The sequence below is a fragment of the Rummeliibacillus sp. NPDC094406 genome, assembly GCF_044763875.1.
Lineage (GTDB): Bacteria > Bacillota > Bacilli > Bacillales_A > Planococcaceae > Rummeliibacillus.
The window spans coordinates 20,664-37,559 of sequence record NZ_JBIWGZ010000009.1 but is presented as its reverse complement, the minus strand read 5'-3'; the positions used below and the strand labels follow the sequence as shown (position 1 = coordinate 37,559).

The following is a 16,896-nucleotide window of genomic DNA, read 5'->3' as shown; positions in this document are numbered from 1 at the left end:
CAACGAACTCGTTTTCTTTTTGTCTTTCGTAATCATACAACATTTATATGGTTTCTGAAAGACCTATTATCGCTTTATTGAGGGGTGAATGAGTTGACAGGTCAACTAGTTCAGTACGGACAACACCGCCAGCGTAGAAGCTTTGCGCGTATTAAAGAGGTGCTGGAACTTCCGAATCTTATTGAGATTCAATCCGCATCTAACGAGTGGTTTCTTGAAGAAGGTTTACGTGAAATGTTCCGTGACATTTCACCAATTGAAGACTTTACAGGAAATCTATCACTAGAATTCGTCGACTACAGTCTCGGAGAACCGAAATATGATGTCGATGAATGTAAACAACGTGACGTAACTTATGCTGCACCATTGCGTGTAAAAGTACGTCTGCTTAACAAAGAAACAGAAGAAGTGAAAGAACAAGAAGTATTCATGGGTGATTTCCCGCTTATGACAGAAACTGGTACTTTCATTATTAACGGTGCGGAACGCGTTATTGTTTCACAATTAGTTAGATCACCAAGTGTATACTATCACGATAAAACAGATAAAAACGGTAAAAAAGGTTTTGGCGCTACAGTCATCCCTAACCGTGGTGCTTGGCTTGAATACGAAACAGATGCAAAAGATGTTGTCTACGTTCGTATCGACCGTACACGTAAACTACCAATCACAGTACTTTTACGTGCACTAGGCTTCGCATCAGACCAAGAAATCATCGAATTAATTGGTGATAATGAGTTCTTGCGTAACACATTAGAAAAAGACAACACTGAAAGCACAGAAAAAGCACTATTAGAAATTTATGAACGTCTACGTCCTGGTGAACCACCAACAGTAGAAAGTGCAAAAAATCTGTTGTATTCACGTTTCTTTGACCCAAAACGTTATGATTTAGCAAACGTTGGTCGTTACAAAATGAACAAAAAACTTCATATTAAAAATCGTCTATTCAATCAAACAATTGCTGAAACATTAGCAGATCCTGAAACAGGCGAAATTTTAGTTGAAGCTGGTACATTAATTGACCGTCGAGTATTAGATCGTTTAATTCCATATTTAGAAAACGGCGTTGGTTTCAAAGCTGTTTCTAAAGTTGGTGGAGTTCTAGAAGGCGATATTCAAATTCAAGAGATTAAAATCTATGCTCCTAATGATGAATCACAAAAAGAAATTAAAGTAATCAGTAATGCTTATGTTGAAGAAGAAGTGAAACACATTACTCCTTCTGACGTAGTAGCATCTGTTTCTTATTTCTTTAACTTATTATATGGTGTGGGTGACACAGACGATATCGACCACTTAGGTAACCGTCGTCTACGTTCTGTAGGTGAACTTCTACAAAACCAATTCCGTATCGGTCTATCTCGTATGGAACGTGTCGTACGTGAACGTATGTCTATTAACGACACAGCGTCTATTGTGCCACAACAATTAATTAATATTCGTCCAGTAATTGCAGCTATTAAAGAATTCTTCGGTAGCTCTCAATTATCACAATTCATGGACCAAACAAACCCATTAGCTGAATTAACACACAAACGTCGTCTATCAGCCCTAGGACCTGGTGGTTTAACGCGTGAACGTGCTGGTTTCGAAGTACGTGACGTTCACTATTCTCACTATGGTCGTATGTGTCCAATTGAAACGCCAGAAGGTCCAAACATTGGTTTGATCAACTCACTTTCAAGTTATGCTAAAGTGAATAAATTTGGCTTCATCGAAACACCTTATCGTCGTGTAGACCCAGAAACAGGTCGCTTAACTAATCATATTGATTATTTAACTGCAGACGAAGAAGATAACTATGTTGTAGCTCAAGCAAACTCACTATTAAATCCTGATGGTTCGTTTACTGAAGAAGAAGTTGTTGGTCGTTTCCGTGGAGATAACTCTGTATTCAAACGTGATACAGTTGACTACATGGACGTATCACCAAAACAAGTAGTATCTGCAGCAACAGCATGTATTCCATTCTTAGAAAACGATGACTCTAACCGTGCTCTAATGGGTGCCAACATGCAACGTCAAGCTGTTCCTTTGTTAAACCCAGAAGCTCCTTTCGTTGGTACTGGTATGGAACACGTAGATGCTCGTGACTCAGGTGCCGCAGTAGTTGCAAAATATGCAGGTATTGTTGAACATGTAGAAGCACGTTCAATTCACGTACGCCGTATCGAAGAAATTGACGGAAAAGAAGTAAAAGGCGATTTAACAAAATATAAATTACAAAAATTTGTACGTTCTAACCAAGGTACAAGCTACAACCAACGTCCATTAGTGAAAGTTGGCGAACGTATTCAACCACGTGACATTCTTGCGGATGGTCCTTCAATGGAATGCGGAGAATTAGCACTTGGTCGTAACGTAGTAGTAGCATTCATGACTTGGAATGGATATAACTATGAAGATGCTGTAATCATGAACGAACGCCTTGTTAAAAACGACGTTTATACTTCTGTTCATATCGAAGAATACGAATCAGAAGCTCGTGATACTAAACTCGGACCTGAAGAAATCACTCGTGATATTCCAAATGTCGGAGAAGAAGCATTACGTAACCTTGATGAACGTGGTATTATCCGTATCGGTGCTGAAGTAAACGATGGCGATATCTTAGTTGGTAAAGTAACTCCTAAAGGTGTAACTGAACTTACTGCAGAAGAACGTTTATTACATGCAATCTTCGGTGAAAAAGCTCGTGAAGTTCGAGATACTTCATTACGTGTTCCTCATGGTGCAGGCGGTATCGTACTTGATGTCAAAGTCTTCAACCGTGAAGATGGCGATGAATTATCTCCAGGTGTTAACCAAATGGTTCGTGTCTACATTGTTCAAAAACGTAAAATCCGCGTTGGTGACAAAATGGCCGGTCGTCATGGTAACAAAGGTGTAATTTCACGTATCTTACCTGAAGAAGATATGCCATTCCTTCCAGATGGTACTCCAGTTGACATCATGTTGAATCCATTAGGTGTACCATCTCGTATGAACATCGGACAAGTATTAGAGTTGCACTTAGGTATGGCTGCTCGCTACTTAGGTGTTCACATGGCAACACCTGTATTTGATGGTGCTAGCGATGAAGATGTATGGAAAACAATGGAAGAAGCCGGCATGAATCGTGACGGTAAAACAGTCCTTTATGATGGCCGTACAGGTGAACCATTAGATAACCGTGTATCAGTTGGGGTTATGTATATGATCAAACTTGCTCACATGGTTGATGATAAACTTCACGCTCGTTCTACAGGTCCTTACTCACTGGTTACGCAACAACCTCTTGGTGGTAAAGCGCAATTCGGTGGACAACGTTTTGGTGAAATGGAAGTTTGGGCTCTTGAAGCGTATGGTGCTGCATATACACTTCAAGAAATCTTAACTGTTAAATCCGATGATGTTGTAGGTCGTGTTAAAACATACGAGGCTATCGTTAAAGGTGAAAGCGTTCCTGAACCAGGCGTTCCTGAATCTTTCAAAGTATTAATTAAAGAACTTCAATCTTTGGGATTAGATGTGAAAATGCTAACAATCGATGATGAAGAAATTGAATTACGTGATAGTGAAGACGATGATGATCTTCAACCTAACGATTCATTCAATATCACTTCAAATGAAGATAAAGAAGCATCAGTAGGATCTCCTGAATAATTTATTTTAACAGTATTTGGGATGTTGGACAGGACCGGTTTTGGGCTTGTCCTCCTTCCCGTTTTATCAATAAATCAATCGTCGAGCTAATGAAAAGTCATTCAAGACTTCAGAATAAAGGGAGGTAGGCTCCTTGATAGACGTTAATAATTTTGAATACATGAAAATCGGTTTAGCTTCACCGGATAAAATTCGTTCATGGTCTTATGGAGAAGTCAAAAAACCAGAAACTATTAACTATCGTACACTTAAACCAGAAAAAGATGGTTTGTTCTGTGAACGCATTTTCGGACCTACAAAGGACTGGGAATGTCATTGTGGTAAATACAAACGCGTACGTTATAAAGGTGTAGTTTGTGACCGTTGTGGTGTAGAAGTAACACGTGCAAAAGTACGTCGTGAACGTATGGGCCACATCGAATTAGCTGCTCCAGTTTCACATATTTGGTATTTTAAAGGTATTCCAAGCCGTATGGGTCTAATTTTGGATATGTCACCTCGTGCGCTTGAAGAAGTAATTTACTTTGCTTCTTATGTTGTAATCGAGTCAGCGGACACACCACTTGAGAAAAAACAATTGCTTTCAGAAAAAGAATACCGTGCATACCGCGAAAAATACGGTAAAACTTTTGTAGCTGCAATGGGTGCAGAAGCTATCCAACAATTACTACAAGAAATTGACCTTGATAAAGAAACAGAAGCACTTAAAGAAGAACTTAAAACAGCACAAGGCCAACGCCGTACACGTGCTATTAAACGTTTAGAAGTTGTTGAATCATTCCGTCATTCAGGGAACCGCCCTGAATGGATGATTTTAGATGTACTTCCTGTAATTCCTCCAGAGTTGCGCCCGATGGTACAACTTGATGGCGGCCGTTTTGCGACTTCTGATTTAAACGATTTATATCGTCGAGTTATTAACCGCAATAATCGTTTAAAACGTCTCCTTGATCTTGGGGCTCCTGGAATTATCGTTCAAAATGAAAAACGTATGCTTCAAGAAGCAGTAGATGCTTTAATAGATAATGGTCGTCGTGGTCGTCCGGTAACTGGTCCTGGTAACCGTCCATTAAAATCTCTTTCTCATATGTTAAAAGGTAAACAAGGTCGTTTCCGTCAAAACTTACTTGGTAAACGTGTTGACTACTCTGGTCGTTCTGTAATCGTAGTGGGTCCATCACTTAAAATGTACCAATGTGGTCTTCCGAAAGGTATGGCAATCGAATTGTTCAAACCTTTCGTGATGAAAGAACTTGTTGAACGTGGTCTTGCACACAACATTAAATCAGCAAAACGTAAAATCGAACGTATGCATGAAGAAGTATGGGATGTTCTTGAAGACATCATGAAAGAACACCCAGTATTACTTAACCGTGCACCGACTCTTCACCGACTTGGTATCCAAGCATTCGAACCAACTCTAATTGAAGGTAAAGCGATTCGTCTTCACCCATTAGTATGTACAGCATATAACGCTGACTTCGATGGTGACCAAATGGCGGTTCACGTTCCATTATCAGCTGAAGCACAAGCTGAAGCGCGTTTATTAATGCTTGCTGCACAAAATATTTTGAATCCTAAAGATGGTAAACCAGTCGTAACACCTTCACAAGATATGGTATTAGGTAACTACTACTTAACTCTTGAACGTCAAGGTGCTGTCGGTGAAGGTACAATCTTCTACGGACCAGAAGAGCTTAATGTTGCTTATCAAAACCAAGAAGTTCACTTGCATTCTCGTATTGCAATCAAAGCTTCATCTTTAAATAACAAAACATTTACTGAAGAACAAAATAAAATGTTGTTGATTACTACAGTAGGTAAAGTATTCTTCAATGAAATTCTTGATGATTCATTCCCATACATCAATGAACCAACAACAACTAATTTACAAGATGCAACACCAGATAAATACTTTGTTTCAACAACAACAAATGTGAAAGAACACATCGCAGCTCAGGAAAGAATTAAACCATTTACGAAAAAATATCTAGGTAATGTTATTGCCGAAGTATTTTCTCGTTATCACATTACTGAAACTTCTAAAATGCTTGACCGTCTAAAAGACCTTGGTTTCCAATATTCTACAAAAGCTGGTATTTCAATTGGTATCTCAGATATCATCGTATTACCAGGTAAACAAGAAATTTTACACAAGGCTCAAGAACAAGTGGATAAAGTAATGAAACAATTCCGTCGTGGTTTAATTACTGAAGAAGAACGATATGATCGCGTTATTTCATTCTGGAGTGCTGCAAAAGATGAAATCCAATCTAAACTGATGAACTCACTTCCTTCAGAAAACCCAATCTTCATGATGAGTGACTCTGGTGCCCGTGGTAACGCATCTAACTTTACGCAACTTGCTGGTATGCGTGGTCTGATGGCCAACCCAGCTGGTCGTATTATCGAACTTCCAATCAAATCTTCATTCCGTGAAGGTTTAACAGTATTGGAATACTTCATCTCTACTCACGGTGCTCGTAAAGGTCTTGCCGATACAGCACTTAAAACAGCCGATTCAGGTTACCTTACTCGTCGTCTAGTAGACGTTGCGCAAGATGTAATCGTTCGAGAAGATGACTGTGGTACTGACCGTGGCTTAGCTATTACTTCTTTAAAAGAAGGAACAGAAATCATCGAAGCACTAGAAGAACGTGTTATTGGTCGTTATGCTAAGAAAACAATTCGTCATCCAGAAACAAACGAAGTGGTTGTTGCAAAAGATCAATTGATTACACCTGAACTTGCTCGTCAAATTGATGAAGCTGGAATCGAAGAAGTAACAATTCGCTCAGCATTTACATGCAACACTAAACATGGTGTGTGTAAAAAATGTTACGGCATGAACTTAGCAACTGGTGACAAAGTTGAAGTAGGTGAAGCAGTAGGTATTATCGCTGCTCAATCTATCGGTGAACCAGGTACACAATTAACAATGCGTACATTCCACCAAGGTGGTGTGGCAGGTGCCGATATCACTCAAGGTCTTCCGCGTATCCAAGAAATTTTCGAATCACGTAACCCTAAAGGTCAAGCAGTAATCACTGAAATCGCAGGGGTTGTTTCTGATATCGAAGAAATTCGTGAAGGACAAAAAGAAATTACAATTCAAGGTGCAGTAGAAACTCGTAAATACTTGGCTCCTTACAATGCTCGTTTGAAAGTACAACTAAACGAGCAAGTAGAACACGGTCAAATTCTTACAGAAGGTTCTATCGATCCTAAAGAATTATTAAAAGTAACAGATGTATCTTCTGTAGAAGAATATCTATTAAAAGAAGTTCAAAAAGTATATCGTATGCAAGGGGTAGAAATTGGAGATAAACACATCGAAGTAATGGTTCGCCAAATGCTTCGTAAAGTACGTGTTATTGAAGCTGGTGAAACAGAATTACTTCCAGGTTCATTACTAGATATTCACCAATTCTCTGAAGCAAATGCTGAAGCTATACGTGCAGGTAAAATCCCTGCAACATGTCGCCCAGTAATCCTTGGTATTACAAAAGCTTCTCTTGAAACAGAATCATTCTTATCTGCTGCATCATTCCAAGAAACAACTCGTGTCTTAACTGATGCTGCGATCAAAGGTAAACGTGATGAATTACTTGGTCTTAAAGAAAATGTTATCTTAGGTAAACTTGTGCCGGCTGGAACAGGTATGCAACGCTATCGTCAAATTAAAATTGCTGAAAGCGAAGCAGAAAAAACAGAAGAAACACTTGCTGCTGAGTAATTTTTAAAGATAATACAAGGAGGAGATTTAATCTCTTCCTTGTAATTTTTATCAATATTCGTTGACATCATAGCTAATGGGTGTTAATATATTTTAGGTTGATAGTTGATTGTCTATCATTTCGAAGGATATGCAAATGTCTTATGAAAAAGTCAAATAGGCTAACAAAACAATCAATGGTATTAAACAAACAGTCAAAGTATTACAAACTGGTCACGTTACCGAAGTTTTCGTTGCTCTAGATGCAGACGTTCGAATGACCACGCATGCGGTGCAAGTAGCACAAGAAAATGGTATTCCCGTTGTATTTGTAGACTCGAAGAGAGAACTCGGTAGAGCCTGCGAAATTGAGTTAGGTGCTGCAGTTAGTGTATTTACTGAATGGTAGTTTTTGCGGTGATCACGCAAAGACTTTGTTTTTTACCCTAAAATGAACCACCTGGATGTGTGGATTTAAAGAAACGAAATGAAGGGAGGAAAAATCGATGCCTACAATTAACCAATTAGTACGTAAGCCTCGTCAATCCAAAAGTAAAAAATCAAAATCACCAGCGTTAAACAAAAGTTACAACAGCTTTGCAAAATCATTGACTGATGTTAACTCTCCACAAAAACGCGGTGTTTGTACACGTGTTGGTACAATGACTCCGAAAAAACCAAACTCAGCGTTACGTAAATACGCTCGTGTACGTTTAACAAACCAAATCGAGGTTAATGCTTACATTCCTGGTGAAGGCCATAACTTACAAGAACACAGTGTTGTTCTTATTCGTGGCGGTCGTGTAAAAGACTTACCAGGGGTACGTTATCACGTTGTACGTGGTGCATTAGATACAGCTGCAGTAAACGGCCGTATGCAATCTCGTTCTCTATATGGTGCTAAAAAACCAAAAGAAAAAAAATAATGTAAATTAGCTTTTAGCTGAAAGGAGGAAAACAAATGCCTCGTAAAGGTCCTGTTTCCAAACGTGACGTGTTACCAGATCCAATTTATAATTCAAAACTAGTAACTCGTTTAATCAATAAAATGATGGTAGATGGTAAAAGAGGTACTTCTCAAAAAATCTTATACGGAGCTTTCGAATTAGTTAAAGAACGCTCAGGTAAAGATCCTCTAGAAGTATTCGATGCAGCATTAAACAACGTAATGCCAGTTCTAGAAGTTCGTGCTCGCCGTGTAGGTGGTGCTAACTATCAAGTACCAGTAGAAGTACGTCCAGAACGCCGTACAACTCTTGGTCTTCGTTACCTAGTAAACTACTCTCGTCTTCGTGGCGAAAAAACAATGGAAGAACGTCTAGCTAACGAAATTCTAGATGCTTCTAACAACACTGGTTCATCAGTTAAAAAACGTGAAGATATGCACAAAATGGCAGAAGCGAACAAAGCATTCGCTCACTACCGTTGGTAATCACAATTTAATCTTAATCCATTATGGAAGGAGAAAGGCCGCATGACTAGAGAGTTCTCCCTTGAAAATACTCGTAATATTGGAATCATGGCTCACATTGATGCTGGTAAAACAACAACAACTGAGCGTATCCTTTATTACACTGGTAAGATTCATAAAATCGGTGAAACTCACGAAGGTGCTTCTCAAATGGACTGGATGGAGCAAGAACAAGAACGTGGTATCACTATCACTTCTGCTGCTACAACAGCTCAATGGAAAGGCAACCGAGTTAACATTATCGACACACCAGGACACGTAGACTTCACTGTAGAAGTTGAACGTTCTCTTCGTGTACTTGATGGTGCTGTGACTGTACTTGATGCACAATCAGGTGTAGAACCACAAACTGAAACTGTATGGCGCCAAGCAACTACTTACGGCGTACCACGTATCGTATTCATCAACAAAATGGATAAAATCGGTGCTGACTTCTTATATTCTGTAAATACTTTACACGAACGTTTAGAAGCTAACGCTCATCCAATCCAATTACCAATTGGTGCTGAAGATGAATTCAATGCAATCATTGACCTTGTAGAAATGAAAGCTACATTCTACAAAGAAGGCGATGATGGTTCAAACGCTGAAGTTAAAGAAATTCCAGAAGAATACAAAGCTCAAGCTGAAGAATATCATGAAAAATTGATCGAAGCTGTAGCTGAGCTTGATGAAGATTTAATGGAAAAATACTTTGCAGGTGAAGAAATCTCTAAAGAAGAACTTAAAGCAGCTATCCGTAAAGCTACTTTAAGCGTTGAATTCTACCCTGTAACTTGTGGTACTGCATTCAAAAACAAAGGTGTTCAATTAATGCTTGATGCAGTAATTGATTACCTTCCAGCTCCAACAGACGTTGCTTCTATTAAAGGTACTGCTGTTGATGGCGAAGAAGAAATCGTACGTCACTCATCTGATGAAGAACCATTCTCAGCATTAGCATTCAAAGTTATGACTGACCCTTATGTTGGTAAATTAACTTTCTTCCGTGTGTACTCTGGTGTTCTTGAATCAGGTTCTTACGTACAAAACTCTACAAAAGGTAAACGTGAACGTGTAGGTCGTATCTTACAAATGCACGCTAACTCTCGTGCAGAGATCGATACAGTATACGCTGGAGATATCGCAGCTGCTGTAGGTCTTAAAGCTACTACTACAGGTGATACTCTATGTGACGAAAGTAACTTAGTTATTCTTGAGTCAATGGAATTCCCTGAACCAGTTATCTCTCTTTCTGTAGAACCAAAATCTAAAGCTGACCAAGACAAAATGGGACAAGCTTTACAAAAATTACAAGAAGAAGATCCTACTTTCCGTGCTCACACTGACACTGAAACTGGCCAAACAATCATCTCTGGTATGGGTGAACTTCACCTTGATATCATAGTTGACCGTATGAAACGTGAATTCCACGTTGAAGCTAACGTAGGTGCTCCTCAAGTATCTTACCGTGAAACTTTCCGTACTGGAGCTCAAGTTGAAGGTAAATTTGTACGTCAATCAGGTGGTCGTGGTCAATTCGGTCACGTTTGGATCGAATTTGAACCAAACGAAGAAGGTAAAGGATTTGAATTCGAAAACGCTATCGTTGGTGGTGTAGTTCCTCGTGAATACATTCCAGCTGTAGAAGCAGGTATTCGCGATTCTTTACAAAATGGTGTCCTTGCTGGATTCCCATTAATCGACGTTAAAGCGAAATTATTCGATGGTTCTTACCATGATGTCGATTCAAACGAAATGGCATTTAAAGTAGCTGCTTCAATGGCTCTTAAAAACGCAGTTTCTAAATGTAACCCAGTTCTATTAGAACCAGTTATGAAAGTAGAAGTTGTAATGCCAGAAGAATATCTTGGTGATATCATGGGTAACATTACTTCTCGCCGTGGTCGCGTAGAAGGTATGGAAGCTCGCGGTAACGCTCAAGTTGTTCGTGCAATGGTTCCACTTGCTGAAATGTTTGGTTATGCAACAACTTTACGTTCAGCTACACAAGGTCGCGGTACATTCTCAATGGTATTTGACCATTATGAAGAAGTTCCAAAATCTATTAGTGAAGAAATCATTAAACAAAACAAAGGTGAATAATTAAATCAATTTTTTAATTGAATTTTACCTTGTTATCAAGTATAAATAACATGTAAGCTATGTTATCTTCAAGGAGTAGGGCCCTATTGCTTGAAGGTACATAACTATAAACTAAAACTTATAACCCTGAGGAGGCAATTTTAAAATGGCTAAAGAAAAATTCGACCGTTCTAAAACACATGCTAACATTGGTACAATCGGACACGTTGACCATGGTAAAACTACATTAACTGCTGCAATCGCTACAGTTCTTTCTAAAAAAATGGGTGGAGAAGCTAAATCATACGATCAAATCGATAACGCTCCTGAAGAAAAAGAACGCGGTATCACAATCAACACTTCTCACATCGAATATGAAACTGAAACTCGTCACTATGCTCACGTTGACTGCCCAGGACACGCTGACTATGTTAAAAACATGATCACTGGTGCAGCTCAAATGGACGGCGGTATCTTAGTAGTATCTGCTGCTGATGGTCCAATGCCACAAACTCGTGAACACATCCTATTATCTCGTCAAGTAGGCGTTCCTTACCTAGTAGTATTCTTAAACAAATGCGATATGGTGGACGACGAAGAATTACTTGAATTAGTAGAAATGGAAGTTCGTGACTTACTATCTGAATACGATTTCCCAGGCGATGATGTTCCTGTAATCAAAGGTTCTGCTCTTAAAGCTCTTGAAGGCGAAGCAGAATGGGAAGAAAAAATCGTTGAATTAATGGACGCTGTAGATTCTTATATCCCAACTCCAGAACGTCAAACTGAAAAACCATTCATGATGCCAGTCGAAGACGTATTCTCTATCACTGGTCGTGGTACTGTTGCAACTGGTCGTGTAGAACGCGGTGTATGTAAAGTTGGTGACGTTATTGATATCGTAGGTATCTCAGAAGAAACTAAACAAACAACTGTAACAGGCGTTGAAATGTTCCGTAAATTATTAGACTACGCTGAAGCAGGCGATAACATCGGTGCTCTACTTCGTGGTGTAGCTCGTGAAGATATCCAACGTGGTCAAGTACTTGCTAAACCAGGTACAATCACTCCACATACTACATTCAAAGCTGAAGTTTACGTTTTATCAAAAGAAGAAGGTGGCCGTCATACTCCATTCTTCTCTAACTATCGTCCACAATTCTACTTCCGTACAACTGATGTTACTGGTGTAATCACTCTACCAGAAGGCGTAGAAATGATCATGCCTGGAGATAACACTGAAATGAACGTAGAATTAATTCACCCAATCGCTATTGAAGAAGGTACTAAATTCTCAATCCGTGAAGGTGGCCGTACTGTAGGCGCTGGCGTAGTATCAACTATTACTAAATAATAAAAGTTTTAACTAGCTCTTTAAAACCATTCCGTGTGCACACGGAATGGTTTTTTTATACTTAAGTTCTATAAAAACAATCTGTAGATCATGATGATCCAGATATATATTTTTTCTATTACATTGAATTTTAATATTGTTTATTATGTTTATAGGTTCAGTAAGTAATGGAAATCAATTATTATGGAAGATTGCTATTATTTATGTAACTGTAAAAGAACAAACAAAATAATTGTCAAACTCTATTGTTTTTTATATAATAGAGAGCGTGAAAAAAGCAGTAATAAGAAGAGTAAAGAAAATCGTCAACATTGAAAAGAATTTAGCGAAATCACTTGCTTATTCATCAAATTCTATGTATAATATTAAATGTTGGTCTTTGACTGCGATGAAGCGGGAGGTTGCCGGCACACCCGGCCGCATTGCCATGGCGCGTGTGTGGGAAATTTCCGTGGAGAATGTCTAGGAAATAGGCGAAAAGGAGGGGAAATAATGGCAAAGCAAAAGATTCGTATTCGTTTAAAAGCATATGATCACAGAATTCTTGATCAATCCGCTGAAAAAATTGTGGAAACTGCTAAACGTTCAGGTGCAAGTGTATCAGGTCCGATTCCACTTCCAACTGAAAAATCAATTTACACTATTCTACGTGCGGTTCATAAGTACAAAGATTCTCGTGAACAATTTGAAATGCGTACACATAAACGTCTAATCGATATCGTTAGCCCAACACCTCAAACTGTTGATGCGTTAATGAAATTAGATTTACCATCAGGCGTTGATATTGAAATCAAACTATAATGGTAAAAGTATAATATATCCCAAAATTTATAGGAGGTGTGACGAATGACCAAAGGAATCTTAGGTAGAAAAATCGGTATGACGCAAGTTTTTGCTGAGAATGGTGATCTGATCCCTGTAACTGTTGTTGAAGCTGCTCCAAACGTAGTACTTCAAAAGAAAACAGCTGAAACAGATGGCTACGAAGCAATCCAAATCGGTTTCGACGATAAACGTGAAAAACTTTCAAACAAACCTGAAAAAGGACACGTAGCTAAAGCAAACACTACTCCTAAGCGCTTCATCCGCGAATTCCGCGATGTAAACTTAGCTGAGTACGAAGTTGGTCAAGAAGTCAAAGTTGAAATTTTCGCAGAAGGCGATGTAGTAGATGTAACAGGTGTTACTAAGGGTAAAGGTTTCCAAGGTGTTATCAAACGCCACGGACAATCTCGTGGACCAATGGCTCACGGATCTCGTTACCACCGTCGTCCTGGTTCAATGGGTCCAGTTGCTCCGAACCGCGTATTTAAACAAAAAAAATTACCTGGTCAAATGGGTGGCAACACAGTAACAATTCAAAACTTAATAATCGTTAAAGTTGATGCTGAACGTAACTTGCTACTTATTAAAGGTAATGTTCCTGGTTCTCGTAAAGCATTAGTAACAGTTAAATCTGCTATTAAAGCTAACTAATTTTCCGAAGAAAGGAGGAAACAGGAATGACAAAAGTTAACGTACTTAGTCAAACAGGTTCTTCTGTAGGCGAAATCGAATTAAACGATGCGATCTTCGGAATTGAACCAAACCAATCAGTGTTATTTGACGCTATCATCGCTCAACGCGCATCATTACGTCAAGGTACACATAAAGTTAAAAACCGTTCTGAAGTTGCTGGTGGTGGTCGTAAACCATGGCGTCAAAAAGGTACAGGTCGCGCTCGTCAAGGTTCTATCCGTTCTCCACAATGGCGTGGCGGTGGTATTGTATTCGGCCCAACACCTCGTAGCTACAGCTACAAACTTCCTAAAAAAGTTCGTCGTTTAGCTCTTAAATCAGCATTATCTTCAAAAGTTGCTGAAACAAGCTTCTTAGTTTTAGATGCTCTTAAATTAGATGCACCAAAAACAAAAGATTTCGCGAAAGTTCTATCTGATCTTTCAATTGAATCTAAAGTATTATTTGTAACTGCAGACTTAGATGAAAACGTAGTATTATCTGCTCGTAACATCCAAGGCGTAACAGTTTTAACTGCTGCTGGAATCAATGTTCTTGATCTTGTAGGTCATGATAAAGTTGTATTCACTCAAGCTGCAGTACAAAAAGTTGAGGAGGTGCTTGGTTAATGGAAGCACGTAATGTATTAAAACGTCCTGTCATTACTGAGCGTTCTTCAGAACAAATGGCAGAAAACAAATATACTTTTGAAGTTGACACTCGTGCCAACAAAACAGAAGTAAAAGATGCTGTTGAAGAAATCTTTGGCGTGAAAGTTGAAAAAGTCAACATCATGAACTACAAAGGTAAATTCAAACGTGTCGGTAAATTCGGTGGTTACACAAACAAACGTCGTAAAGCTATTGTAAAATTAGCTGAAGGCGAAATCGAATTATTCGAAATGTAATGATCGTTCAATATGAACAATAAAGAAGGAGGGAACACAAATGGCGATTAAAAAGTATAAGCCTACCTCAAATGGCCGTCGTAACATGACGTCATCTGACTTTGCTGAGATTACTACTAACAAACCTGAAAAATCTTTGTTAGAATCTACAAAACGCAAAGCTGGTCGTAACAACCAAGGTAAAATCACTGTTCGTCATCATGGTGGTGGCCACAAACGTCAATACCGTGTCATCGATTTCAAACGTTTGAAAGATGGCATTCCAGGACGCGTTGCTACTATCGAATATGATCCAAACCGATCTGCAAACATCGCATTAATTAACTATGCTGATGGTGAAAAACGTTATATCCTAGCACCGAAAGGTCTAGAAGTTGGAATGACAATTGTATCTGGTCCAGAAGTTGATATTAAAGTGGGTAACGCCCTACCATTATCAAACATCCCAATGGGTACAACAATCCATAATATCGAAATGAAACCTGGTAAAGGTGGACAACTAGTGCGTTCTGCTGGTACTTCTGCTCAAATTCTAGGTAAAGAAGATAAATACGTAATCGTTCGTCTACAATCTGGCGAAGTTCGTATGATTCTAGGTACATGCCGCGCTACTATCGGTGAAGTTGGTAACGGACAACACGAACTAATTCACCTTGGTAAAGCTGGTCGTACTCGCTGGTTAGGCAAACGCCCAACTGTTCGTGGTTCTGTTATGAACCCTAACGATCACCCACATGGTGGTGGTGAAGGTAAAGCTCCTATTGGACGCAAATCACCAATGACGCCTTGGGGTAAACCAGCACTTGGTTACAAAACTCGTAACAAGAAAAACAAATCCGACAAACTTATCATTCGTCGTCGTAAAAAATAATGTGATTAGACTACGGTTCAATGAGAGAACCGTGGTGAAATCACGGAGGGAGGTTCCAAAATGGGTCGTAGCTTGAAAAAAGGACCTTTTGTTGACGAACACTTAATGAAAAAAGTGGACGCTCAACAAGATTCAGAAAAAAAACAAGTGATCAAAACTTGGTCTCGCCGCTCTACAATCTTCCCGAATTTTATCGGTTTAACAATCGCTGTATATGATGGACGTAAACACGTGCCTGTATACGTGACTGAAGATATGGTAGGTCATAAACTAGGCGAATTTGCACCAACTCGTACTTTCAAAGGTCATGGTGCAGATGATAAGAAAACTTCAGTACGCTAATTTGAGGGGAGGTAAATCCTGATGCAACAAGCTAAAGCTATTGCTCGCACAGTTCGAATTGCTCCTCGTAAAGTCCGCTTAGTAGTTGATTTAATCCGAGGCAAGCAAGTAGGCGAAGCAGTTGCAATTTTACGCAATACTCCAAGAGCAGCGTCTCCTGTAGTAGAAAAAGTGTTAAAATCTGCAGTCGCTAACGCTGAACACAATTATGATTTAGACGTTAACAACTTAGTAATTTCAGAAGTATTCGTTGACGAAGGTGCAACGTTGAAACGTTTCCGTCCACGTGCTCAAGGACGTGCAAGCGCAATTAACAAACGTACAAGCCACATTACAATCGTGGTATCTGAGAAGAAGGAGGGATAATACGTGGGACAAAAAGTACATCCAATAGGATTACGTGTCGGTGTCATTCGTGACTGGGAATCTAGATGGTACGCAGAAAAAGACTATGCTACATTACTTCACGAAGACATTAAAGTTCGTAAATTCATTGAAACTAGATTAAAAGAAGCATCGGTTTCTAAAGTTGAAATCGAACGTGCTGCAAATAAAGTCAACATCACAATTAGCACTGCGAAACCAGGTATGGTTATCGGTAAAGGCGGTACTGAAGTTGAATCACTTCGTAAAAACCTTAACGAAATGACTGGTAAACGCGTACACATCAACATCGTTGAAATCAAACGTGCTGATCTTGATGCTAAATTGGTAGCTGAAAATATTGCTCGCCAATTAGAAAACCGTGTATCATTCCGTCGTGCACAAAAACAAGCAATTCAACGTACAATTCGTTCAGGTGCTAAAGGTATTAAAACTCAAGTATCTGGTCGTCTAGGTGGCGCTGATATCGCTCGTGCTGAACACTACAGTGAAGGAACTGTTCCGCTTCATACTCTTCGCGCTGACATTGATTATGCTCATGCAGAAGCTGACACTACTTATGGTAAATTAGGTGTTAAAGTATGGATCTACCGCGGTGAAGTCCTTCCAGTTAAGAAGAACTCTGAGGAAGGAGGCAAATAAT

Annotated in this window: 16 protein-coding genes; all 16 read left to right on the top strand. The window is 39.2% G+C overall.

Going from position 1 to position 16,896, the window contains the following annotated elements; genetic code table 11:
• Positions 1 to 93 precede the first annotated feature (93 nt).
• The 16 genes from rpoB (at position 94) to rpsC (ending at position 16,895) form a co-directional block, all read left to right on the top strand.
• Positions 94 to 3,648 (top strand): DNA-directed RNA polymerase subunit beta, encoded by a 3,555-nt coding sequence (rpoB, locus tag ACIQ4I_RS18725; RefSeq protein WP_403098804.1) that lies wholly within the window; start codon positions 94 to 96, stop codon positions 3,646 to 3,648.
• A 133-nt stretch (positions 3,649 to 3,781) separates the two neighbouring features.
• Positions 3,782 to 7,384 carry a DNA-directed RNA polymerase subunit beta' gene (rpoC, locus tag ACIQ4I_RS18720; RefSeq protein WP_403098802.1) on the top strand — a complete coding sequence of 1,201 codons (3,603 nt, stop codon included), beginning with the start codon at positions 3,782 to 3,784 and terminating at the stop codon, positions 7,382 to 7,384.
• 172 nt (positions 7,385 to 7,556) lie between these two features.
• Positions 7,557 to 7,772 carry a ribosomal L7Ae/L30e/S12e/Gadd45 family protein gene (locus ACIQ4I_RS18715; RefSeq protein WP_397540262.1) on the top strand — a complete coding sequence of 72 codons (216 nt, stop codon included), beginning with the start codon at positions 7,557 to 7,559 and terminating at the stop codon, positions 7,770 to 7,772.
• A gap of 97 nt (positions 7,773 to 7,869) precedes the next feature.
• Complete coding sequence (rpsL, locus tag ACIQ4I_RS18710; protein WP_102693539.1) at positions 7,870 to 8,289, top strand: 30S ribosomal protein S12; 420 nt, start codon at positions 7,870 to 7,872, stop codon at positions 8,287 to 8,289.
• A 35-nt stretch (positions 8,290 to 8,324) separates the two neighbouring features.
• Entirely contained in the window at positions 8,325 to 8,795 is a 471-nt protein-coding gene (gene rpsG / locus ACIQ4I_RS18705; RefSeq protein WP_403098800.1) for a 30S ribosomal protein S7, read from the top strand.
• A 42-nt stretch (positions 8,796 to 8,837) separates the two neighbouring features.
• Positions 8,838 to 10,919 (top strand): elongation factor G, encoded by a 2,082-nt coding sequence (gene fusA, locus ACIQ4I_RS18700; protein ID WP_403098799.1) that lies wholly within the window; start codon positions 8,838 to 8,840, stop codon positions 10,917 to 10,919.
• Positions 10,920 to 11,064: 145 nt separating this feature from the next.
• Positions 11,065 to 12,252, top strand: a complete 1,188-nt coding sequence (tuf, locus tag ACIQ4I_RS18695; protein ID WP_403098797.1) for an elongation factor Tu — start codon at positions 11,065 to 11,067, stop codon at positions 12,250 to 12,252.
• Positions 12,253 to 12,520: 268 nt separating this feature from the next.
• On the top strand, positions 12,521 to 12,718 hold the full coding sequence (locus ACIQ4I_RS18690) for a hypothetical protein (RefSeq protein WP_403098794.1): 198 nt from the start codon (positions 12,521 to 12,523) through the stop codon (positions 12,716 to 12,718).
• A gap of 26 nt (positions 12,719 to 12,744) precedes the next feature.
• A complete protein-coding gene (rpsJ, locus tag ACIQ4I_RS18685) occupies positions 12,745 to 13,053 on the top strand; it encodes a 30S ribosomal protein S10 (RefSeq protein WP_403098791.1) in 309 nt (102 codons plus the stop codon).
• A 45-nt stretch (positions 13,054 to 13,098) separates the two neighbouring features.
• Positions 13,099 to 13,728 carry a 50S ribosomal protein L3 gene (rplC, locus tag ACIQ4I_RS18680; protein ID WP_403098788.1) on the top strand — a complete coding sequence of 210 codons (630 nt, stop codon included), beginning with the start codon at positions 13,099 to 13,101 and terminating at the stop codon, positions 13,726 to 13,728.
• 26 nt (positions 13,729 to 13,754) lie between these two features.
• A complete protein-coding gene (gene rplD, locus ACIQ4I_RS18675) occupies positions 13,755 to 14,378 on the top strand; it encodes a 50S ribosomal protein L4 (protein WP_403098786.1) in 624 nt (207 codons plus the stop codon).
• Complete coding sequence (rplW, locus tag ACIQ4I_RS18670; RefSeq protein WP_397536576.1) at positions 14,378 to 14,656, top strand: 50S ribosomal protein L23; 279 nt, start codon at positions 14,378 to 14,380, stop codon at positions 14,654 to 14,656. The genes rplD and rplW overlap by 1 nt, the downstream gene beginning before the upstream one ends.
• A gap of 40 nt (positions 14,657 to 14,696) precedes the next feature.
• Positions 14,697 to 15,527 (top strand): 50S ribosomal protein L2, encoded by an 831-nt coding sequence (rplB, locus tag ACIQ4I_RS18665; protein ID WP_403098783.1) that lies wholly within the window; start codon positions 14,697 to 14,699, stop codon positions 15,525 to 15,527.
• A gap of 60 nt (positions 15,528 to 15,587) precedes the next feature.
• Positions 15,588 to 15,869 carry a 30S ribosomal protein S19 gene (gene rpsS / locus ACIQ4I_RS18660; RefSeq protein WP_403098780.1) on the top strand — a complete coding sequence of 94 codons (282 nt, stop codon included), beginning with the start codon at positions 15,588 to 15,590 and terminating at the stop codon, positions 15,867 to 15,869.
• A gap of 21 nt (positions 15,870 to 15,890) precedes the next feature.
• Positions 15,891 to 16,235 (top strand): 50S ribosomal protein L22, encoded by a 345-nt coding sequence (gene rplV / locus ACIQ4I_RS18655; protein ID WP_403098778.1) that lies wholly within the window; start codon positions 15,891 to 15,893, stop codon positions 16,233 to 16,235.
• 3 nt (positions 16,236 to 16,238) lie between these two features.
• A complete protein-coding gene (gene rpsC / locus ACIQ4I_RS18650; protein ID WP_403098776.1) occupies positions 16,239 to 16,895 on the top strand; it encodes a 30S ribosomal protein S3 in 657 nt (218 codons plus the stop codon).
• Position 16,896 lies beyond the last annotated feature (1 nt).

Bases quoted from the DNA above. Each gene is read 5' to 3' on its own strand.
- rplB (WP_403098783.1), top strand. From the start codon at position 14,697: ATGGCGATTAAAAAGTATAAGCCTACCTCAAATGGCCGTCGTAACATG.
- rpsL (WP_102693539.1), top strand. From the start codon at position 7,870: ATGCCTACAATTAACCAATTAGTACGTAAGCCTCGTCAATCCAAAAGT.
- rplD (WP_403098786.1), top strand. From the start codon at position 13,755: ATGACAAAAGTTAACGTACTTAGTCAAACAGGTTCTTCTGTAGGCGAA.
- fusA (WP_403098799.1), top strand. From the start codon at position 8,838: ATGACTAGAGAGTTCTCCCTTGAAAATACTCGTAATATTGGAATCATG.
- tuf (WP_403098797.1), top strand. From the start codon at position 11,065: ATGGCTAAAGAAAAATTCGACCGTTCTAAAACACATGCTAACATTGGT.
- rpsG (WP_403098800.1), top strand. From the start codon at position 8,325: ATGCCTCGTAAAGGTCCTGTTTCCAAACGTGACGTGTTACCAGATCCA.
- rpsS (WP_403098780.1), top strand. From the start codon at position 15,588: ATGGGTCGTAGCTTGAAAAAAGGACCTTTTGTTGACGAACACTTAATG.
- rplC (WP_403098788.1), top strand. From the start codon at position 13,099: ATGACCAAAGGAATCTTAGGTAGAAAAATCGGTATGACGCAAGTTTTT.
- rplW (WP_397536576.1), top strand. From the start codon at position 14,378: ATGGAAGCACGTAATGTATTAAAACGTCCTGTCATTACTGAGCGTTCT.
- rplV (WP_403098778.1), top strand. From the start codon at position 15,891: ATGCAACAAGCTAAAGCTATTGCTCGCACAGTTCGAATTGCTCCTCGT.
- rpsJ (WP_403098791.1), top strand. From the start codon at position 12,745: ATGGCAAAGCAAAAGATTCGTATTCGTTTAAAAGCATATGATCACAGA.